Consider the following 19,957-nt stretch of genomic DNA (forward strand, 5'->3'; position numbering starts at 1 on the left):
AATCAGGCCTGGCTGCCCGCGGGGGCAGCTTTTTTGCTGTTGCGGGGGTACAATACCTTTGCCGGCCATTATACCAGCTGGTTGAGGAAGGGAGTGAGGCAGTGCTTAGAGTCACAGGTATCAAGATACCAGTAACAGATAAAGTTCCGGATCTGCAGGCCGCCCTTCTGCAAAAGCTCGGCATACTGGCCCGGGACTTACAGGGCTTTACCATTTACCGCCAGTCCCTGGATGCCCGTTCCCGGCAGATGCTCTACTGGGTCTATACCCTGGATGCCAGGGTAAAAAATGAAGGCCGCCTGTTAAAGAAACATGCCGGCGATAAAACCGTCTCCCGGGCGGCCCTCCCCGTCTACCGGCCGGTCAAACCGGGCCGGGAGAAACTACCCCACCGTCCGGTAATTATCGGCACCGGGCCGGCCGGTCTTTTTGCCGGGCTGCTTTTAGCCCGCACGGGTTACCGGCCCGTCCTCCTGGAAAGGGGGGCCGATGTGGATACCCGGACCAGGGTGGTGGCCCGCTTCTGGCAGGAAGGGCTCCTGGATCCCGGGTGCAACGTCCAGTTCGGTGAGGGCGGCGCCGGTACTTTCTCCGACGGCAAGCTGACGACTTTAATTAACGACCATCGCTGCCGCTACGTCCTGGAGGAACTGGTGCGATGCGGGGCGCCGGAGGAAATCCTCTATTATTACCGGCCCCACATCGGCACCGATATCCTGCGGCTCGTTGTTAAAAATATGCGCCACGAAATAATCCGCCTGGGGGGTGAGGTTCATTTCAACGCCCAGGTTAGTGATATCGCAACAGGAGACAATCGCCTGCAAGGCCTGGTTATAAATGGTACGGAAATGCTGCCGGCAACGGTGGCCGTTCTCGCCTGCGGCCACAGCGCCAGGGATACCTTTAACCTGCTGGTAGAGCGAGGGGTGCAGGCCGGCCCCAAACCCTTTTCTATCGGGGTACGCATTGAACACCCCCAGGAGTTGATCAACCATGCCCAGTATAAAAAATTTGCCGGCCTGGAGGGCCTGGGGCCGGCCGACTATAAACTGGCCTACCACTCACCTCACGGCCGTTCGGCCTATACCTTCTGCATGTGCCCCGGGGGCACGGTGGTGGCTGCCGCCTCGGAACCCGGCGGCGTGGTTACCAACGGCATGAGCACCTATGCCCGCGATGGCGAAAACGCCAACAGCGCCCTGCTGGTGGGAGTGACGCCGGAGGACTTTGGCGACGATCACCCCCTGGCCGGGGTCGAGTTCCAGCGCCGCTGGGAACGCCTGGCTTTCCAGCTGGGAGGGGAAAATTATCATGCCCCGGTCCAGCTGGTGGGCGACTTCCTGGCCGGGCGGCCTTCTGGACAACTGGGAAAGGTAAGGCCCACCTATCGCCCGGGGGTAACCCTCCAGGAGTTAAAAAAATGCCTGCCTGCCTATGTAGTAGCCACCTTGAGGGAAGCCATAACCGTCTTTGACCGCAAGGTTTACGGCTTTGCCCTGGCGGACGCGGTGTTGACCGGCGTGGAAACCCGCAGTTCTTCCCCGGTACGCATCTGGCGCGATGACAACTATGAGGCCAGTACCGGGGGCCTGTACCCGGCTGGCGAAGGGGCCGGTTACGCCGGGGGCATTGTCTCCGCCGCCGTCGACGGCCTTAAGGTGGCCGAAGCCATCATCAGCCGCTACCGGCCGCTGGATTAGTTGCCTGGAAGGCTAGGAGCCTTGCCGGCGGCGCCGGATTTCTACGGCGGCGTAATTGAAGGTCCCGGGCAGGGGTGCCCGGGGTTTTTTTACCCGCACCAGCACTTCCTCCACCGGGAAACCGGTGAGGATTTTTTGCGCCACAGCCTCGGCCAGGGCTTCCAGGAGCTTGAAGCGTTGCCCGGTAACGGTCTCCCGGACCAGGCGATAAACCGCATCGTAATTAACCGTGGCCTGCAGGTCATCAGCCTGCCCGGCCGGGGCCAGGTCCAGGTAAAGCTCGGCATCGACGATGAAGGGCTGGCCCAGCTGTTCCTCGGCGGGGTGGCAGCCGTGGAAGGCATAGAATTCCAGCCCGTCCAGGATTATTTTATCCTTACTCATAACGTCCTCCCTGATGGCCGGTTTTCACCGGTTATTTGCCCCGGATCAGCGCCATGGCCTCCGCCCGGGCGGCCTGGTCGCGGCGGAAAAGGCCGCGGACGGCGGAGGTGATGGTCAGGTGGCCGGGCTTTTTGACCCCGCGCATGCTCATGCATAAATGCTCGGCTTCAATGACGACCACCACGCCGTAGGGGTCCAGCTTCTGCATGATAATATCGGCGATTTGTGATGTTAAACGTTCCTGGACCTGGGGCCGCCGGGCGGCGATATCCACTACCCGGGCCAGCTTGGAAAGGCCCGTGATCTTCCCCCGCGGTATATAGGCCACGTGGGCTTTACCCAGGAAGGGCAGGAAGTGGTGTTCGCAGACGGAATAGAGGGGAATATCCTTGACCAGCACCATTTCCTCATGGTGCTCATCAAAGACAACCGTCAATTCTTCCCCCGGGTCGCGGTTGATACCGGCGAAGATCTCGGCATACATATCGGCAATACGGCGCGGCGTTTCCCTTAAGCCCTCCCGCTCGGGGTCTTCGCCTACGGCCTCAATAAGCATCCTTACCGCCTGGCGGATTTTTTCTTTATCCATGTTTCTTCCTCCCCGGCGCTTGACCGCTGTTTTTTGTCATTAAAACATATATCTTACGGCCAGTCAATTGTACTTAGAAGGAAAATGGCTTTCTAAAGCGAAATATGTTTCATCCAGGAGAATGCGGGGGTGGAAATATGACCATTGCGGCTACCTATGCCGAGCAATTGCGTTTTTTGGGTATTGGCGAGGCGGAACTGGCCCTGATGCACGCGGAAAGAGATATTTTCATGCAAGAAGCTGATACTGTAGTTAAAAGCTTTTATGACCAGCTTGTTCAGTACCCTTACCTGGATGCTTTGATTAAAAACCACAGTACGATAGAGCGACTCTCCCAGACACAGAAGGCCTATTTTATCAGCCTTACCTCCCCGGCCATCGATGAAGAATACATATCCTGGCGCCTACGCATTGGTAAGAAGCACCAGGAAATCGGCCTCTATCCCAAGTGGTACCTGGGGGCCTATCGCCTTTACTTCAGTGAGCTTCACCGCATTATCTGGCAGTACCACGGTGATGATCCTGATCTGGCCCTGCGCTTGCTGGAGGCCTTCACCAAAAGGGTTGTCTTTGACATGCAGCTGGCCATTGAAAGCTATATTATTGACCAGCTCCAGCACCTGACCCGTTTCCATGATGAAATCGCCGCCGTAGCCAGGATTATCGGCGATATTGCCGAGCAGACGAAGATTCTATCCCTCAATGCCTCCATTGAAGCGGCCCGGGCCGGGGAGCACGGCCGCACCTTTTCGGTGGTGGCCCAGGCGGTACGGGACCTGGCGGCCCGGACTTCCCAGTCGGCTAAAGATATCACCCAGAAGGTCCAGGAGAACCACCGCGTCCTGGCCAGGATGCAGCAAACGGGGAAGTGATGAAGAACATTGGCCCATGAGGATTTACAGGCTTACCTTGCCTACCTGGAACAAAAAGGGATGCTCCACCGGGTGAAGGCAGAAGTCGATCCGGTCCTGGAAATCGCCGCCGTAACCGACCGGGTGGTAAAAAAAGGGGGGCCGGCCCTGCTTTTTGAACGGGTTAAGGGTTCCCCTTTACCTGTGGCCACCAATCTTTTCGGTAGTATAGAGCTGGTGCAGGCGGCCCTGCAGATCGCCGACCTTGAGGAACCGGCCGGGAGGTTAAGGGCTTTACTTGATTTACCTGCGACGGCCGGCGGCTGGCTGGAAAAACTAAAACACCTGCCGCGCCTGGCCGAGCTGGGCCGCTACCTGCCGCGCCGGGTCAAAACCGCCCCTTGCCAGGAGGTGCGGGTTGACCCCCCTTCCCTGGCGGAACTGCCGGTACTGCAGCTCTGGCCGGAAGACGGCGGCCGCTTTATTACCTTGCCCCTGGTTTTCACCCACGACCCTGTTACCGGCCGCCGCAACGTAGGTATGTACCGCATGCAGGTTTTTGATGACCGCACCACGGGCATGCACTGGCACATCCACAAGGAAGGGGCGGAACACCTGCGCCGGAGCGGGGGCCGCCTGGAAGTAGCCGTAGCCCTGGGGGCCGACCCGGCCGTGATTTATGCCGCGACTGCCCCCCTGCCGCCGGGATTTGATGAAATGCTTTTCGCCGGCTTCTTACGCCGGGAACCGGTGGAGATGGTCCCGGCGTTAACGGTGAATGTGGAGGTCCCGGCCCGGGCGGAAATCATCCTGGAAGGCTATGTGGACGCCCATGAAAGGCGCCTGGAAGGCCCCTTCGGCGACCATACAGGTTACTACTCGCCGGCCGACTATTACCCGGTTTTTCACCTTACCTGCCTGACCAGGCGGCGCCAGGCCGTTTACCCAGCCACGGTGGTGGGGCCGCCGCCCATGGAAGATGTCTATTTAGGCAAGGTAACGGAACGTCTCTTTTTGCCCCTGATCCAGCTCCAGCTACCGGAGGTTGTCGACATTAACTTTCCGGCCGAGGGGGTATTCCACAACTGTGTTATCGTCGCCATCCGCAAGAGTTATCCCGGCCAGGCGCGCAAAGTCATGCACGCCCTCTGGGGCATGGGGCAGATGATGTTTACCAAGCTGATCATCGTCGTTGACGACGAGGTGAATGTGCATGATCTTGGTGAAGTGCGCTGGCGGGTCCTGGGTAACATTGAACCCAGGCGGGATACGGTAATCGTGGACGGGCCGGTGGACATCCTCGATCATGCCTCGGCCTATACGGGTTACGGTAGCAAGATGGGCCTGGATGCCACCCGGAAACTGCCGGAGGAAGGGTACCCGCGGCCCTGGCCCCGGGAAGCGCGCATGAGCCGGGAGATTTTAGAACTCATCGACAGGAAGTGGCGTGATTATGGCCTGCCGTAAGTTAAAGATCTTCCTGGAAATGATCAAGTTTGAGCATACCATTTTTGCCCTGCCCTTTGCTTACCTGGGGGCTTTCCTGGCGGCCGGCGGCAGGCCGGCCCTGGCCCAGCTTGGCTGGATTACCCTGGCCATGATCGGGGCGCGGACGGCAGCCATGTCGTTAAACCGCCTCATTGACCGCCATATTGATGCCTTGAACCCGCGCACGGCCGGCCGGGCCCTGCCCCGGGGACTGTTGTCCGTAGCCGAAGTGTGGCTGTATACCCTTCTTTCCTTTGGCCTTTTATTGTATGCTGCCCTGCAACTCAACCGGCTCTGCGTGCAGCTGTTGCCCATTGCCGTTTTTGTCCTGGTGATCTATTCCTATACCAAACGCTGGACCTGGGCCTGCCATCTGGTCCTGGGGCTGGCCGATGCCCTGGCCCCCGTGGGAGCGTGGGTGGCCGTCCGGGCGGCCATCGACCTGCCGGCCATAGTCCTGGGCCTGGGCATGGGGAGCTGGGTGGCGGGGTTTGATATTATCTACGCCTGCCAGGATTACGATTTTGACCGGCGTTACGGCCTTCACTCTATACCGGCCCGTTTTGGCAAGGCCAGGGCCCTGATCATCGCCCGCTGGCTGCACGCCCTGGCCATCTTGATGCTGGCCCTGGTGGGCTTGCTCCTGCACCTGGGCTTAATCTATTTCCTGGGGGTATTACTGGCGGCCGTGGTCTTAATCTATGAGCACCGTTTAGTTTCCCCGGAAGACCTGTCGCGCTTAAACCTGGCCTTCTTAAACTTGAATGGCTATTTAAGCGTCCTCATGTTTGTCTTTACCTTGCTGGCGTTAACCTGGCGCTGAAAGGAAGCTGGAAAAAGGAGTGAAAAAATGGGCGGGAAACGCTTAATCTTCTTTTTGCTCATCCTGTTCCTGGCTTTGATGGCAGCCGGCTGCAAGGTACCGGCAGGTAAGGGCGAGGGAGAGGAAAGCCTGAAGCTGGGCCTGATCCCGGTGGAAGACAACTTCCCCTTTTTTGTAGCTGAGCAGGAAGGCCTTTTTGCCAGGGCCGGGTTGGAGGTCGAGTTAGTCCCCTTCAACAGTGCCCGGGACCGCGACCTGGCCCTGCAGGCCAAAAGCATCGACGGTGAAGTGGCGGACATTGTGGCTACGGCCCTATTGCGGAAAGGCGGGACGCCGGTCAAAATCGTCTCCCTGACCATGGGGGCAACACCCGCCGAAGGACGCTTTGCCCTGGTCACCCGGCCTGGTTCCGCTGTCAGCCGCCCGGAACAGCTCAAGGGAGCAAGCGTGGGCATTTCGGAAAATACCATCATTGAATATGTCGCCGACAGGCTCCTGCAGGGCGCGGGGGTAGAACCCGGAAGCGTGCAGAAGGTGGCCGTGCCCCAGATCCCGGAACGCCTGCAGCTGCTCCTGGGGGGCAGGCTGGAGGCGGCCCTCCTGCCCGATCCCTTTGCCACCCTGGCCGAGAAAAAGGGCGGCCGGGTCATCCTGGACGATACGAAAATTAACCGCAATTTGTCCCAGGTGGTCCTTATCTTCCGGGAAGAAACCCTCAAAGAAAAAGCGACAGCCATCAAGAAGCTGTTGCAGGTTTATGCCGAGGCGGCCGGCCTGGTAAGCAGCCATGCGGATAAGTACCGGGAGCTATTTATTACCAGGGCCAGGATTCCCGCAGAGCTCAAGGATACGTATTTGTCGCCTAAATTTTCACCACCCCAGGTACCGGCAAAGACCGAAGTGGCCGATGTCCAGGAATGGATGGTGGCGAAAAAATTACTGCCGGCGGCGTACAGCTACGAAGAACTGGTGGACCCCACCTTTGTCCCTGGCGGCAGGGAGAATAAGTGATCCGGGTTTTTAACCTTGATTACACCTATTATACCGGTGAGGGGGCCGTACCGGCGCTGGTTAACATTAACCTCACCGTGCCGGCGGGGCAAACCTGCGTCCTCATAGGCCCTTCGGGTTGCGGGAAAACAACCCTGCTCTACCTGCTGGCCGGTCTTCTGCAGCCTGCCAGGGGAGAAATATGGATCGGCGGGGAAAGAATAACAAAGCCGCGCCAGCGGACGGCGATTATTCTCCAGGATTACGGCCTTTTGCCCTGGAAAACGGTGTGGGAAAACGCGGCCCTGGGCCTGGCTTTACGGAAGTTCACCGCCCGCCAGCAACAGGAGCGCCTGCAGCCCCTCCTAGCCGGCCTGGGGCTGGCCGGCCTGGAGAAACGCTACCCGGCCCAGTTGAGCGGCGGCCAGAAACAACGGGTGGCCATTGCCCGGGCCCTCTCCCTGGAGCCGGATGTCCTGTTAATGGACGAGCCCTTTTCGGCCCTGGATGCCCTGACCCGGGAGAGTTTACAGCAGACCCTGGTCGAAATACAAAACCAGCGCCGGCTGACTACCGTGCTGGTTACCCATAACATCGAGGAAGCCGTTTTCCTGGGACAGCAAATTATTATCCTGACAGGGGCGCCGGGACAGGTGAAGGCGGTCCTGGCCAACCCGGGGGCGGGAAGCGGGGACTACCGCTTTACCACTAAATTCCATCACCTTTGCTCCCGGGTGCGCCAGCTCCTGCGAAAATAAATGTAGCACCTAATATTAGCACCGTGTCGCGGGGAGGTGTATAGTGCCGTGCCGGATTCCCGCCGGGCCCTATCCTACCTGGCGTCCATTCTTTTTTTATTTGGCCTCTGGTGGCTCCTGGCAGTCGTTATTAACAACCCGGGCCTGCCGGGTCCCTTTCCGGCCCTCCAGAGCCTGGTTAAGGTGGGATGGCCGGTACTGGCCCGGCACCTTTATATCAGCACCTACCGGGTGCTGGGGAGCCTGGCCCTGGCCCTTATAATAGCTGTACCTTTAGGCCTCTGGGCCGGCCGCCACCCGGCTTTTGATTCCTTCCTGGCACCCCTGGTCTATTTGCTGTACCCGGTTCCCAAGGTGGCCCTGTTACCTGTAGCCATGGTCCTTTTAGGCATTGGTGACGGCACCAGGATGCTGGTCATTTTCCTGGTCATTGTCAACCAGATCCTTATTACGACCCGGGACGCAGCGCGGCAGATCCCGCCCCAGCTGCTGCTGTCCGTTGCTTCCCTGGGGGCCGGGAAAATCAGCCTCTACCGCCAGGTGATTTTACCTGCCTGTTTGCCGGAGATCATTACTGCCAGCCGCATTTCCCTGGGCAGCGCCATTGCCGTTCTTTTTTTAAGTGAAACCATTGCCGGCAACAGCGGCCTGGGCTATTTTATCCTTGACGGCCTGTTCCGGGCCGATTACGGCGCCATGTTTGCCGGGATCCTGGCCATGGCCGGCATGGGGCTGGTACTGTATATGTTGCTTAATTTCCTGGAATATCTCCTTTGTCCCTGGCAGCGGCTGTAGATAGACGCCCCGGCTTCCAGCTTCCGGCCTCTGTTTCAGCCAGGCGCCGGGCATCCTGGACGACTTGCCAGGCGGGGTCGTCCAGGACCGTCTCCCCGGCGGCGATAATCTTTACCGCCTGTTCAATAATGTCTCGTTCGAGGCCAACCCTGGTCATGATCTCCCGGGCCAGGGCAGCGTTTCCTGCCTTTTCTCCGCCCGCACCCAGGTCGTAGAACAGGCAGGCCGCGATGGCTACCAGGGGTTGCACGCCTTCTTCCCGGGCTATTTTTTCGGCAAAGCCGGCGGCCTTTAAGGCCAGGTTTAACAATTCCCTTTGGTTGAAAAGCATTTTACGGGCTTCCACTTCCAGCTTATCGCGGATCACCCGGGGCTGGCGCTGGTAAACGGCGGCCATTTCGCCCAGGCACTTGCTGGCGTAGGAACACCAGGCGGCACAGCCGGGGTCAAAGCGGGGGTTGGTTACCAGCTTGCGGCAATGGGGGCAGCGTAAGTTGACATCGTCTTTCCAGAACTCAATCAGGCCGCCGCAGTGGGGGCAGGGTTCCTCGAAAATATCGCCAGGCTTCCAGTAACGCCGGTCCTGGCCGGGGCAGCGTCCCAGGCTCATTTTTGGGTCCCCCCTTCGCAAATGTTACCTGCATACTAATACACAGGCTTCCAGGTTGCTATGATGGAGATCACATCTTAATGTAAAATTTACCTTGCACCAAATTGTAGCTCCGGTAGGAAAATTGGACCAGGGCGGAGAAAAAGTTTCAGCAAGAAAGGGGATTACCAGGATCAATGCCACCGGCAAGGATAGTGAAAAAATTTTCTCTCCTCATTGCTACCAGCTTGCTCCTCCTTTGCACCGGAGCATTACCAGCACTGGCCGCAGACGCTGCCGGCCCCCCCGGGCTTACGGCAGCGGCAGCGGTACTGATGGATACAGCTACGGGAAAGGTGCTCTTCGCGAAAAATCCCGACGAACGCAAGGCCCCGGCCAGTACCACCAAAATCCTCACCGCCATGATCGCCCTGGAAAAAGGCCATTTAGATGATGTGATCACTGTGGGACCAAATCCTCCCCGGGTTGACGGTACCCGTATCTACCTGGTGGAAGGGGAGAAAGTCACCCTGGAAAACCTGCTTTACGGCATGCTCCTTAACTCCGGTAACGATGCTGCCCTGGCTATAGCCGAACATTATGGTGGTTCTATGGAAGGCTTTGCCCGGCTGATGAATGAAAAGGCCGCCTCACTGGGCGCCTTAAATTCCCACTTTGTCACTCCCAATGGCCTGTCAGACCCTAACCATTATACCACGGCCCGGGACCTGGCCATCATTGCCCGGGCGGCCATGCAGGATGAAACCTTTCGCCGCATAGTAGCTACCAGAACCCGGCCCTGGCACGGCCAGGAATGGGAAACAACCCTGGTCAACCAGAACAGGCTCCTCTGGAACTATGAAGGTGCCGACGGCGTCAAAAACGGGTATACTTCCGAGGCCCGCTTTACCCTGGTAGGTTCAGCGACCAGGGAGGGGCAGAGTTTTATTGCCGTTGTCCTGGACGAGCCCGGTGCCCGGGCGGCCGAGCAGGACGTGGCCGCTCTCCTGGACTACGGCTTTAAGGAGTTCCGTTCTTTTCAACTGGTCCGGCAGGGTGAGATAGTAGCCGTAATTGACCCGGGCAACGGGAAAAAGATAGAACTGGCCGCGGCCGGTGACCTGGCTGTAGTCCGCAAAAATGATAATAGTAGTCCCCCCACCGGGCAACTGCAATTATCTCCCCTCAAAGGGCCTCTATCCGCTGGTACCCGGGTAGGGGAGATGGTTTTCCGGCAGGATGGGGAAATAGTAGGCCGCGTGGACGTAATTAACCGCCAGCCCATCCCGGCCCGGCCCCCCAGTCTCAGTGACTGGTGGCTGCGGCTGAGCCTGGCGCTGGGGGCCTTCTTCCTTTTATACCGCCAGGCGCAGGTGAAGCGGCAGCGCCGGCGGGTCTTCCGGAGCCGGGTTTTCAGCGATTACCCTTGAGTCCATAAGGCCACCCGGGCCGCAGCCAGCCCCCGCTGGTCGCGCAGCTACCCGGCCATATCAGGAGAGGCAGCCGCTTCTACCCCGGGTAGCCAGGGGAATACCTAAGGCCCTGGCCGTGACCGGGTCCAGGGCCGCCAGGTCGGTCTTATTGACCTGCCGGACGGATTGTTTGCCCAGGGCGCGTACCCCTGCCATGATTTCGGCGTTACAGGCCCTTAAGAAATTGGCCAGATTATGGGCCGCCTTGTCTACATTCAGCTGGTCCTGATAGCGCCCCTGGGCAAAGACTACCTGGACCGGAGGTTCCCAGGGCATGGCTTTTAAGACCTGGGTGTGGGTGAGGGCGAAGAGGGCGATGGTACCGATATATACGGCGTCGGCCCCCAGGGCCAGGATTTTTAAAAAGTCGCCCGGGGTAACCAGCCCGCCGCCGGCGATCAGGCTTACTTTGTCTTTTACCCCCTGTTTTTTTAGAAAAGTGGCCGCGCGGTTGACGGCATAGACCGTGGGCACGCCAAAGTCATCCTGGATAATGGGCGGTGAGCCCTTGGTGGCCGCCCCGGCTCCATCGATGGCAATAAAGTCGACGCCTGCTTCCAGGAGGATGGCCAGGTCCTGCTCCAGGTCATTGCCGGCACCGATTTTAGCACCGATGGGAACGCCCCCGGTCAGGTGGCGTAACCTGGTGACCAGGGGTGGCAGGTCTTTTTGCGGATCTTTGATACCGGGCATACGGGCATGAGTTACAGCCGCCTGGCCGGGCTTGAGCCCGAGCAGGTGACGGCCTTGGGGAGGTATCTCGTCATAATTGCTGCTGTGGCCCAGGCCGCCTCTGGCTGCCTGGCCAAACTGGATTTCCACCATGTCGGCCTGCTGGAGTATGCGGGGGTTATGATTCCAGCCGCCACGGCTGTACTGGACGATGAGGTGCCTGGTAGCCTGCCTCTCGGAAGGCAAGAAAGGCCCTTCGCCGGTATTGGTGGCGGTACCGGCCAGGCTGGCTCCCCTGGCCAGGGCTATCTTGGCCTTTTCGCTTAAGGCCAGCCCGTAGGCCATGCCGGACACGATAATCGGCATGCTTATTTGCAGGGGCCTGGCGGCCTGCGGTCCCAGGGTTACCTTTGTATCAACGGGAACACTTTCCTCAACAGGCAGCCTGGCCAGCTGCGCCAGGTTAAAAACAAGGCCGTCCGTACCGGGGAAACGCCAGGGGCTGCCGAAAGGTCTCTGGAGGAGTTGCCCCTGCTGGGCCCGCAAATTGGTCTCAACAATTTTCTGGAGACCGGTACGGGTGGCGGCCGAAACCAACTCCCAGAAATTCTCTTCATAGGGATCGGTCATCACGGTTTTAAGAAAAGAATCGTGAAAGCGGTTCAGCAGGGGGCGGCTGAAAAGCCATAGCCCCAAAAAGGTCAGGCCGGCCGAACCCAGAGCCGCTTTCCAGAGATCGATAGTCCCGGCTTTTTTATTTCCCATCTGGCGATCCGTTCCCTTGTGGACAATGTATTATCAGTATCTCCCTCAAGGAGAAAATTATATTCTCCGGTCATTACCGCGACCCCGCTGCGGCGGAATAATATTGCCACCTGGAACTGGACAGACTAGGGCCAGGCAGGTGATAAAAACGAGCGCTGAAATTAAACGGGTTGTTTTTGAGCCGGCAGCCCTCAATTATCCTCTGGGTAAAAAACTATATCATGCTTTCCGTCAAAAAGGGCTCGAGATACACTTTACTCCATCCCACAACCGGGTAATTTGTGTCCCGGGTAAATCAGTTCAAGAAAGTTTCGTGGAAGCCAAACGAACCCTGGTGGTGGGGGTAAGACGAAGCAGGCATTTAGAAACCTGTAAACCTTCGGCCCACTACCAATTGCCCCTGGCTACCAGTTGCCCGGCAATGTGTGAGTACTGTTACCTGTTTACTCATTTTGGACGCAGGCCTTACCAGAGAATTTATGTAAATTTGAGTGAGATTCTGGAGCTGGCCGCGGAATATATTGAGCGCAGAAAACCAGAGGTTACGGTTTTTGAAGCGGCAGCTACTTCAGACCCCCTTCCGGTAGAAAAATATACCGGTAATCTGGCCCGTACCATTGAATTTATGGGTAATCAACCCCTGGGGCGCTTGCGCGTTGTCACCAAATTTACCGATGTTGCAAACCTTTTGGGATTAGACCACCGGGGTCATACCCGCTTTCGTTTTAGTATTAACGCCGCAAATATAATTAAGCGTTTTGAGCATGGTACGCCGCCGCTGGCAGAACGGCTGGCAGCAGCCCTTAAAATAGTAAAGGCCGGTTACCTTCCGGGTTTTATCATAGCCCCCATATTTTACCTGGACGGCTGGCAAGAGCAATACCGGGCTCTCTTTGAAGAAATTGCCCGGCAACCTTTAATTGCAGAACACAACGATCTGACCCTGGAATTAATAACCCATCGTTTCACTAAAAAGGCGAAGACCACTATAGAAACTTTATTTCCCAATACAAAATTACCTCTAGATGAAGAGGGCCGTAGTTTCAAATACGGCCAGTTCGGTTACCCCGAGTTCGACAGTTGCTAGGCAAAAATGACTGCTTTTCAGATGAAGAACCCTTATAAATCAACGTTTCCCGATCTTGGGAGAGCTCAAAAATCAAAAATCACATAGGCACACGATTTCGGGATTAAAACTTGATGGTAATGTAGTACATGCGCTATAATATAGACATGTACATAAGAACTATTTCCCGCAAAAACAAGGACGGCTCTGTTGTCCGTTATATCCAGCTTGCCCACAACGTCTGGGACCCCAAGGCCGGCTACCCGAAAGCCAAAGTACTCTTCAACTTCGGCCGCGAAGAGGATGTAGACCGGGAAGCCCTGGTCCGCCTGGTAAAGAGTATTACGCGTTTTTTGGGACCGGAAGAGGCTTTACGCACCCAGGCAGAGTTAAACGGCAGCGCTCCCCTAACTTTTGTCTCCAGCCGGCCTATAGGTGGCGCCTGGGTGTTAAACGAGCTCTGGAACCAGCTGGGTATCAACCGCGTTTTAGCCGGGCTGCTGGCCAAACGTAAGTTCCAGGCGCCGGTAGAACGAGCCATCTTCGCTATGGTAGCCAACCGGGCTTTGAACCCGGCCAGTAAACTTAAGACCGAGGATTGGGTCAGCCACGATGTTTTCATTCCCGGCCTCCCGGACGTGCCGGTGCAAAACCTTTACCGAGCCATGGACTTCTTACTGGAGGCTGCTGAAGAACTGCAAAAGGATATCTTCTTCTCCGTGGCCCACCTCTTCAACCTGGAAGTCGATCTCCTGTACTTCGATACCACCTCCACCTACTTTGAAGTGGAAGAGGAGGATAATCCGGAGGACCATAAGCAGCACCTTCGGCGTAAAGGCAACTCCAAGGACCACCGGCCGGATTTACCCCAGGTGGTAATCGGCCTGGCTGTCACCAGGGAGGGCCTGCCGGTACGCTGCTGGGTCTGGCCGGGTAACACCGCCGACATGGCGGTAATCGAGCAAGTCAAAAAGGACCTGGTGGGCTGGCAACTGGGCCGGGTCATTACTGTTGTCGACCGCGGTTTTGCTTCGGAAGACAACCTTCGTTACCTCCAGCGCGCCGGCGGCCACTACATTGCCGGCGAAAAGATGCGCAGCGGCAAGGATACGGTGGCAGAGGCCCTTGCCCGGCCGGGCCGTTACAAAACTGTCAAGGATAACCTTGAAGTTAAAGAAGTTATCGTCGGCGACGGCGAAAAAAGGGTACGATATATCCTGGTACGTAACCCTAAAGAAGCAGAAAAAGACAGACTGGAGCGGGAGAAAATCCTGGCCCGCCTCAAGGAAGAATTAGCGGCCATTGGGGACCTCAAAGGCGAACCCCATACTAAAGCCTGCTGCCAGCTCATTGCCCATCCCACTTATGGCCGCTATCTCAAGACCGACAAGAAGGGACAACCCTATATCGATGCGGCCAGGGTGAAAGCTGAAGAGAAGCTGGACGGCAAATACCTTTTAAGAACCTCGGACGATACCATAAGTGCTGAAGACGTGGCCCTCGGCTACAAGCAACTGCTTGAGGTAGAGGATGCCTTCCGCACCATGAAGCAGTCCTTAGAGCTGCGGCCGGTCTATCATCGCCTGAGCGACCGCATCCATGCTCACGTCCTCCTGTGCTGGCTGGGACTGCTCCTAATCCGGGTAGCTGAAACGAAAGTGCAGGATAGCTGGCGGAACATCCGCCAGACCCTGGAACGCATGCACCTGGGCGAATTTGTTGGTCCTGAGGGCAGGGTACTCCAAAGGACGGAAACAACCCCGCCACAGCAGCATATCTTCAAGACCCTTGGGATAAAGGAACCGCCGCAAATAATCGCGGTCGAAACAAAGGCCAGAAAGGGTCCCTAGTAACACGCGCCCAAAAAGCCGATCCCTGAAACCCTTGCGCAACAAGCTGTTGCGCTTATTATTCACCTAGCAACTGTCGAACTCGGGGTTACGGTAAATATGTTTACCCCGCCAAAGTAAAAACAGAGATTGAGTCGTTTTTTAAAGAGATGGTAGCTGCCTATCTACCCCGGGCAACTATAGAATATTTGATATAGCTAAGATTATCAGTTTACAAGGCGCGTATTTTTACTCCCCGGGCGAGTTCTTCGCCGGCTAAATTATAAAGCGTATCCAGGAGGGCTACCTGGAAGCTGGCCGGTCCCTGGCTGGCTGCTGCCGCCCTTTCAGCCGCCAGCCCATAATAGGCCAGGGCCGCGGTACTGGCCGTTACACCATCATCTTCCACTGCCCGGAAAGCGGCAATTATGGAGGTGGCAGAACAGCCGGTACCGGTAACAAGAGTCAGCAGCGGGTGCCCGTTGTCCACGGCCAGCAAGCGTTCGCCATCACTAATGTAATCGGTAGCTCCCGTAACCGCTACCACAGTATTTAAATCCCTGGCTACTTGCTTGACCATGTCTGCCACCCGGGCAGGAGCCCCTGCGGCATCTACTCCTTTGGTATGCCCGCCAAAACCACCTATGCTGGCTATTTCCGACGCATTGCCGCGCAGGATATCGATATGCAGTTCCTTGATAATTCTTTGCGCCGTCCGGGTGCGGAAAGGCGTAGCCCCGGCTCCTACAGGATCGAAAACTACAGGGATGCCGGCCTTATTGGCTGCTTTACCTGCCAGGAGCATCGCTTCTACTACCTCTCCCGTCAAGGTTCCCATATTCAGTACTACCGCCTGGGCCAGGCGGGCCATATCAGCTACTTCTTCCCTGGCATAGGCCATGACCGGCGAGGCGCCGATGGCCAGCGTTACATTAGCCGTAAGATTGGTTACCACTAAATTGGTAATATGATGGACTAACGGCCGTTGTTCATATACCCTTTGCCGTCGCGCAGCCACCTGTTCTCCCCAGTTCATAATACCCTTCCTTTCAAGGAGCTTTATTACCTTGTTGAACTTCAGTATACCACAAAGTTCAAGCAATGGAAGTATAAATGCCAGCAGGAATTTTAGCCTTCCTGGCGAAATTTGCCTTATGATTGCTGCACCTTTAGTCCGGGCTACCCTGGCCTATATATGCGGGTTGCTGCTGGCCTCACGAATAACAGTGGGGCCGGCCTGGCCCCTTGCCCTGGCTGTAATCCTCCTGGCTCTGGTTTACCTTTTCCGGCAGCCGCCGCGGCGGGTAGAGGGGCAGGTATTGCTCCTGGCCGATTTTATGGCCCTGGGCCTCTTGATCAGCACCTGGGACAGCAGCCATCACCAGAGCCGGCTTACCGGCGACCGCGAGACCTTCCTCGACCTGACCGGTGTGGTAATAGAGGAACCACGGGTTTACCCCAACCGCGTCGTCTATACCCTGGCGGCCCGGGAGATAAGGCAGGGAGACTACCATAAAAGGGTAAGGGAAAAGGTCCAGGTTGTTCTTTACCGGTCGGCAAAGGGCGGGGAACCTGTACTTTACCGTTACGGTGACGTCCTCCGCGTCCACGGCCAGCTGGCGGCCCCGCCGGCGGCCCGTAATCCCGGCGAATTGGACTACCGCGCCTACCTGGCGCGGCAGTATATCTATAACCGGATGTTAATAGATAACCCGCGGGCCATAGTCAAGCTGGGAACTGAGCCGGGCCATCCCCTGGTGCGCCTGGCCCTGGCGGCTAAAGCCAGGGTAAAAACAGCAATCACCGCCGCCCTGCCGCCGCGCCAGGCAGGGATCCTGGCAGCCCTCCTTTTCGGGGATGTTAATGAGTTAACAGATACTGACAGTGATACCTTCAAAACCCTGGGGGTCTTTCATTTCTTTGCCGTCAGCGGCTCTAATACGGCCCTTGTTTTACTTATACTGATGGCCATAGCCGGCCTGCTGGGTCTTAAGCCAGGAGCGGCAGTGGTCCTGGGGCTGGCGGGGCTGGTTTTTTATGCCGCCGGCACCGGTTTTACCCCCTCGGTCAACCGGGCCAGCATCATGGCCGGCCTGGGGTTGATAGCCTATCTTCGCCGGGAGCGGCGGGACTTTTACACCGCCCTGGCCCTGGCGGCCCTGGTAATCTTGCTCTTCCGCCCCCGTTCCCTGTATGACAGCGGCTTCCAGCTGTCCTTTGCCGCCGCCTGGGGCATTGTTTATTTTTATCCTTTGCTGGATGACCTCCTGGCCTGGCTCCCGGCCTGGCGGGTTTACCTGGTGGTCCCCCTGGCGGCCCAGGCTTCCACCCTGCCCCTGGTGGCTTATTATTTTAACTTTGTCTCCCTCTTGAGCCTCCCGGCCAACCTTGTTACCGCCGGCCTGGTAGGGGGTATTGTAACCCTGGGGCTGGCTGCCTCTACCCTGGCCCTCATCAGTCTACCCCTGGCTGTAACGGTAGCTGTAGCCCTGGGCCCCCTTATCAGCCTGCTCCTGGCCTTCCTGGAACGCCTGGCCGGCCTCCCGGGCATCACTATACCTCTAGCCACACCTTCACCCCTGGCCGTGGCCGGTTATTACCTGGCCCTAATCCTTTTGCGGGAATTCTGGCTGCGCCGCCATGAACCCCGCTGGCAGGCTTTGTGGCAGTGGCATCGCCGCGAGCTGGGCCTGCTGGCCATCCTTACCCTGGCCACCTTCATGATTTTTCTTTATCCACCGGGCCGGCAGGAGGAACTCAAGGTAACCTTTATTGACGTCGGCCAGGGGGACGCTATTTACCTGGCCACCCCTGCCGGCCGGCACCTCCTGGTTGACGGCGGCGGCCGGCCTTACGACCAGGGCGATTTTGACGTCGGGGAAAGGGTGGTGGTACCTTTTCTCCACCGCCAGGGGGTACGGCACCTGGATGTGGTGGTCAGTACCCACCCTGATGCCGATCATATAGGCGGCCTCGCGGCCGTAGTCCGGGGAATGCCGGTGTCCCTGGTGGTCGTCCCGCCCCTCCGCGGGGCCATGCTGGACGCCTACCGTCCCTTCCTGGCAGAACTCCAGGCCAGGGGGATCCCCTGGCAGGAAGCGGGACGCGGCGATGCCCTGGCCCTGGACCCGGATCTCAATATCCAGGTCCTGCACCCCGGCCGGGAAATCAGCGGCAGCAACTCTGACAGCAATAACAACTCCCTGGTGCTGAAGGTAATTTACCGGCAGTTCAGCTTGCTCCTGAGTGCCGATATCGAGGCCGAAGCCATGGCCGATCTTAAGGCAAACGGGGCAGATGTCCGCAGCACCGTTTTCAAAGTGCCCCACCACGGCAGCCGCTACGGCCTGGAACGGGAGTTTTTAAAACAAGTGGCCCCGCAGGTGGTGGTGATCCCCGTCGGGGAGAAGAATAATTTCGGCCACCCGGCGCCGGAAATTTTAAGCTACTGGCAGGAGATGGGTGTGCCCGTCTACCGTACCGACAGGCAGGGGGCGATTATAATCAAGAGCGATGGGGAACGCTGGCAGGTTAATACCACCATCCACTAAGGATATTTACCTGGTTGCTAAAAAGAACCATGGCGCGTAGAAGGAAATAGTTAACTAAGGTCGAATATTTTTTTATAAGGCGTGAGCCAAACAATGCCGGCCTGGGGCAAAGTTATTTTCAGGGTAGACCTTGAATTACCACGTGCCCCGGCAAGGGCCGGGGAAAATTGCATACTCACCCCGGGGGTGCCCGTGAGGGCTGAGAGGTGCTAACCGTGCACTAACCCTTGGAACCTGATCTGGGTCATACCAGCGGAGGGAAGTGGGGTCAAAGGTTTATGAAGATCACCTGCTTGCCGCAGGTGTTTTTTATTAAAGAAGGGGGTAAACGCAAATGACGCAAATAGAGGCGGCCCGAGTGGGCCAGGTAACGCGGGCCATGGAAAAGGTGGCGGCGAAGGAAGGTATCCGGGTAGAAGACCTGATGGCGGCAGTGGCTGCCGGCCGGGTGGTGATCCCGGCCAATAAAAATCACCGCAACCTGGAACCATGCGGCATTGGTAAAGGCTTGAGGACCAAGGTCAATGCCAACCTGGGGACTTCCACGGCCTACCCGGATATCGAGCCGGAACTGGCAAAGCTTAGAGAAGCCCTGGACGCCGGGGCCGATGCCGTCATGGATTTAAGCACCGGTGGCGATATTAATGAGTGCCGGCGGCAAATTATTGCCCATTCCCCGGTTGCCGTCGGCACGGTGCCCATCTACCAGGCCACGGTGGAGGCCCAGGAAAAATACGGCGCCCTGGTGGAGATGACGGCCGAGGATTTATTTAAAGTAATCGAAAGGCAGGCCGAAGACGGGGTGGACTTTATCACCGTCCACTGCGGCGTTACCCTGGAAGTGGTCGACCGCCTGCGGCGGGAAGGGCGCCTTACCGACATTGTCAGCCGGGGTGGCTCTTTCCTGACAGGGTGGATGCTGCACCATGGGGAAGAGAATCCCCTCTATGCCCAGTACGACCGCCTGCTGGAGATTGCCCGCCGTTATGATGTCACCTTGAGCCTGGGCGACGGTCTCCGGCCCGGCTGCCTGGCCGATGCTACCGACCGGGCCCAGATCCAGGAGTTAATTATCCTGGGTGAACTGGTAGACCGGGCCCGGGAAGCGGGCGTCCAGGCCATGGTCGAAGGGCCGGGACACGTACCCTTAAACCAGGTGCAGGCCAACATCTTGCTGGAGAAAAGGCTCTGCCATGAGGCGCCCTTTTATGTCCTCGGCCCCCTGGTAACCGATGTCGCCCCGGGCTACGATCATATTACGGCGGCCATTGGCGGCGCCCTGGCAGCAGCGGCGGGAGCGGACTTCATCTGTTATGTCACCCCGGCCGAGCACCTGGGCCTGCCCACCCTGGCTGACGTCCGGGAAGGGGTAATGGCCGCCCGCATTGCCGGCCATGCCGCCGACCTGGCCAAAGGTATCCCCGGGGCCTGGGAATGGGACCGGGAGATGGCCCGCGCCCGCAAAGCCCTGGACTGGGAGCGCCAGCTGGAGCTGGCCATTGATCCCAAAAAGGCGCGGCAGTATCGCCGGAACCGCAATGAAGCTACCGCCGTTGCCTGTTCTATGTGCGGCGACTTTTGTGCCATGCGCCTGGTGGGAGAGTACCTGGGCAAGCCGGTAGAAAAGTGCTAAAA

The 19,957-nt window shown here is 57.9% G+C and carries 17 protein-coding genes and 1 riboswitch; of the genes, 12 read left to right on the forward strand and 5 right to left on the reverse strand.

Annotation, left to right across the window (positions count from 1 at the left end; genetic code table 11):
- Positions 1–101 precede the first annotated feature (101 nt).
- Positions 102–1,700 (forward strand): NAD(P)/FAD-dependent oxidoreductase, encoded by a 1,599-nt coding sequence (locus MGLY_RS09185; protein WP_156273233.1) that lies wholly within the window; start codon positions 102–104, stop codon positions 1,698–1,700.
- A gap of 12 nt (positions 1,701–1,712) precedes the next feature.
- Here the strand turns inward: MGLY_RS09185 and folB are convergent, their stop codons facing one another.
- Positions 1,713–2,084: a dihydroneopterin aldolase gene (folB, locus tag MGLY_RS09190; RefSeq protein WP_156273235.1), complete on the reverse strand. Its 372-nt coding sequence runs from the start codon at positions 2,082–2,084 to the stop codon at positions 1,713–1,715.
- A 31-nt stretch (positions 2,085–2,115) separates the two neighbouring features.
- Complete coding sequence (gene folE / locus MGLY_RS09195) at positions 2,116–2,673, reverse strand: GTP cyclohydrolase I FolE (RefSeq protein WP_156273237.1); 558 nt, start codon at positions 2,671–2,673, stop codon at positions 2,116–2,118.
- Between the two features lie 137 nt (positions 2,674–2,810).
- On the opposite strand from folE, the gene MGLY_RS18495 reads away from it, so the two are divergent.
- The 6 genes from MGLY_RS18495 to MGLY_RS09225 are packed head-to-tail and all read left to right on the forward strand — an operon-like array spanning position 2,811 to position 8,378.
- The gene (locus MGLY_RS18495; protein WP_156273239.1) at positions 2,811–3,545 is read left to right on the forward strand and encodes a globin-coupled sensor protein; all 735 of its coding nucleotides are present in this window, start codon (positions 2,811–2,813) and stop codon (positions 3,543–3,545) included.
- A 9-nt stretch (positions 3,546–3,554) separates the two neighbouring features.
- Positions 3,555–4,991, forward strand: a complete 1,437-nt coding sequence (locus MGLY_RS09205) for a menaquinone biosynthesis decarboxylase (protein ID WP_156273241.1) — start codon at positions 3,555–3,557, stop codon at positions 4,989–4,991.
- A complete protein-coding gene (locus tag MGLY_RS09210) occupies positions 4,978–5,835 on the forward strand; it encodes a UbiA-like polyprenyltransferase (RefSeq protein WP_156273243.1) in 858 nt (285 codons plus the stop codon). Before MGLY_RS09205 ends, MGLY_RS09210 begins: the two co-directional genes overlap by 14 nt.
- A 27-nt stretch (positions 5,836–5,862) precedes the next feature.
- Entirely contained in the window at positions 5,863–6,846 is a 984-nt protein-coding gene (locus tag MGLY_RS09215; protein ID WP_156273245.1) for an ABC transporter substrate-binding protein, read from the forward strand.
- Positions 6,843–7,583 carry an ABC transporter ATP-binding protein gene (locus MGLY_RS09220; protein WP_156273247.1) on the forward strand — a complete coding sequence of 247 codons (741 nt, stop codon included), beginning with the start codon at positions 6,843–6,845 and terminating at the stop codon, positions 7,581–7,583. Before MGLY_RS09215 ends, MGLY_RS09220 begins: the two co-directional genes overlap by 4 nt.
- Positions 7,584–7,631: 48 nt before the next feature.
- Positions 7,632–8,378 (forward strand): ABC transporter permease, encoded by a 747-nt coding sequence (locus tag MGLY_RS09225; protein ID WP_246187294.1) that lies wholly within the window; start codon positions 7,632–7,634, stop codon positions 8,376–8,378.
- Here MGLY_RS09225 and MGLY_RS09230 read toward each other — a convergent pair.
- Positions 8,335–8,988, reverse strand: coding sequence for an HD domain-containing protein (locus MGLY_RS09230; RefSeq protein ID WP_156273251.1), 654 nt, complete (start codon positions 8,986–8,988; stop codon positions 8,335–8,337). The genes MGLY_RS09225 and MGLY_RS09230 overlap by 44 nt on opposite strands.
- Positions 8,989–9,182: 194 nt before the next feature.
- On the opposite strand from MGLY_RS09230, the gene MGLY_RS09235 reads away from it, so the two are divergent.
- Positions 9,183–10,397 (forward strand): D-alanyl-D-alanine carboxypeptidase family protein, encoded by a 1,215-nt coding sequence (locus MGLY_RS09235; RefSeq protein ID WP_170291001.1) that lies wholly within the window; start codon positions 9,183–9,185, stop codon positions 10,395–10,397.
- A 60-nt stretch (positions 10,398–10,457) separates the two neighbouring features.
- On the opposite strand, the gene MGLY_RS09240 is transcribed toward MGLY_RS09235, so the two are convergent.
- A complete protein-coding gene (locus MGLY_RS09240; protein ID WP_156273255.1) occupies positions 10,458–11,876 on the reverse strand; it encodes an FMN-binding glutamate synthase family protein in 1,419 nt (472 codons plus the stop codon).
- 25 nt (positions 11,877–11,901) lie between these two features.
- On the opposite strand from MGLY_RS09240, the gene splB reads away from it, so the two are divergent.
- Together splB and MGLY_RS09250 are read left to right on the forward strand one after the other, a co-directional pair.
- Entirely contained in the window at positions 11,902–12,963 is a 1,062-nt protein-coding gene (splB, locus tag MGLY_RS09245) for a spore photoproduct lyase (protein WP_156276335.1), read from the forward strand.
- 146 nt (positions 12,964–13,109) lie between these two features.
- A complete protein-coding gene (locus MGLY_RS09250; RefSeq protein ID WP_422880108.1) occupies positions 13,110–14,792 on the forward strand; it encodes an IS1634 family transposase in 1,683 nt (560 codons plus the stop codon).
- A 211-nt stretch (positions 14,793–15,003) separates the two neighbouring features.
- Here MGLY_RS09250 and thiM read toward each other — a convergent pair whose 3' ends face one another.
- Entirely contained in the window at positions 15,004–15,807 is an 804-nt protein-coding gene (gene thiM / locus MGLY_RS09260; RefSeq protein WP_156273257.1) for a hydroxyethylthiazole kinase, read from the reverse strand.
- 118 nt (positions 15,808–15,925) lie between these two features.
- On the opposite strand from thiM, the gene MGLY_RS09265 reads away from it, so the two are divergent.
- Together MGLY_RS09265 and thiC are read left to right on the forward strand one after the other, a co-directional pair.
- On the forward strand, positions 15,926–18,322 hold the full coding sequence (locus tag MGLY_RS09265) for a DNA internalization-related competence protein ComEC/Rec2 (RefSeq protein WP_156273259.1): 2,397 nt from the start codon (positions 15,926–15,928) through the stop codon (positions 18,320–18,322).
- Between the two features lie 172 nt (positions 18,323–18,494).
- Positions 18,495–18,600, forward strand: a riboswitch (TPP riboswitch).
- A 56-nt stretch (positions 18,601–18,656) separates the two neighbouring features.
- Complete coding sequence (gene thiC, locus MGLY_RS09270) at positions 18,657–19,955, forward strand: phosphomethylpyrimidine synthase ThiC (protein ID WP_156273261.1); 1,299 nt, start codon at positions 18,657–18,659, stop codon at positions 19,953–19,955.
- The last annotated feature ends 2 nt before the right edge of the window (positions 19,956–19,957 follow it).

Origin of the sequence: Moorella glycerini (assembly GCF_009735625.1) — a bacterium.
GTDB classification, from domain to species: domain Bacteria; phylum Bacillota; class DSM-521; order Neomoorellales; family Neomoorellaceae; genus Neomoorella; species Neomoorella glycerini.

Coding starts and splice junctions, on each gene's coding strand:
- MGLY_RS09210 (WP_156273243.1), top strand. CDS start 4,978: ATGGCCTGCCGTAAGTTAAAGATCTTCCTGGAAATGATCAAGTTTGAG.
- MGLY_RS09230 (WP_156273251.1), bottom strand. CDS start 8,988: ATGAGCCTGGGACGCTGCCCCGGCCAGGACCGGCGTTACTGGAAGCCT.
- thiM (WP_156273257.1), bottom strand. CDS start 15,807: ATGAACTGGGGAGAACAGGTGGCTGCGCGACGGCAAAGGGTATATGAA.
- thiC (WP_156273261.1), top strand. CDS start 18,657: ATGACGCAAATAGAGGCGGCCCGAGTGGGCCAGGTAACGCGGGCCATG.
- folB (WP_156273235.1), bottom strand. CDS start 2,084: ATGAGTAAGGATAAAATAATCCTGGACGGGCTGGAATTCTATGCCTTC.
- splB (WP_156276335.1), top strand. CDS start 11,902: ATGTATTATCAGTATCTCCCTCAAGGAGAAAATTATATTCTCCGGTCA.
- MGLY_RS09240 (WP_156273255.1), bottom strand. CDS start 11,876: ATGGGAAATAAAAAAGCCGGGACTATCGATCTCTGGAAAGCGGCTCTG.
- MGLY_RS09215 (WP_156273245.1), top strand. CDS start 5,863: ATGGGCGGGAAACGCTTAATCTTCTTTTTGCTCATCCTGTTCCTGGCT.
- MGLY_RS18495 (WP_156273239.1), top strand. CDS start 2,811: ATGACCATTGCGGCTACCTATGCCGAGCAATTGCGTTTTTTGGGTATT.
- MGLY_RS09250 (WP_422880108.1), top strand. CDS start 13,110: ATGTACATAAGAACTATTTCCCGCAAAAACAAGGACGGCTCTGTTGTC.
- MGLY_RS09265 (WP_156273259.1), top strand. CDS start 15,926: ATGATTGCTGCACCTTTAGTCCGGGCTACCCTGGCCTATATATGCGGG.
- folE (WP_156273237.1), bottom strand. CDS start 2,673: ATGGATAAAGAAAAAATCCGCCAGGCGGTAAGGATGCTTATTGAGGCC.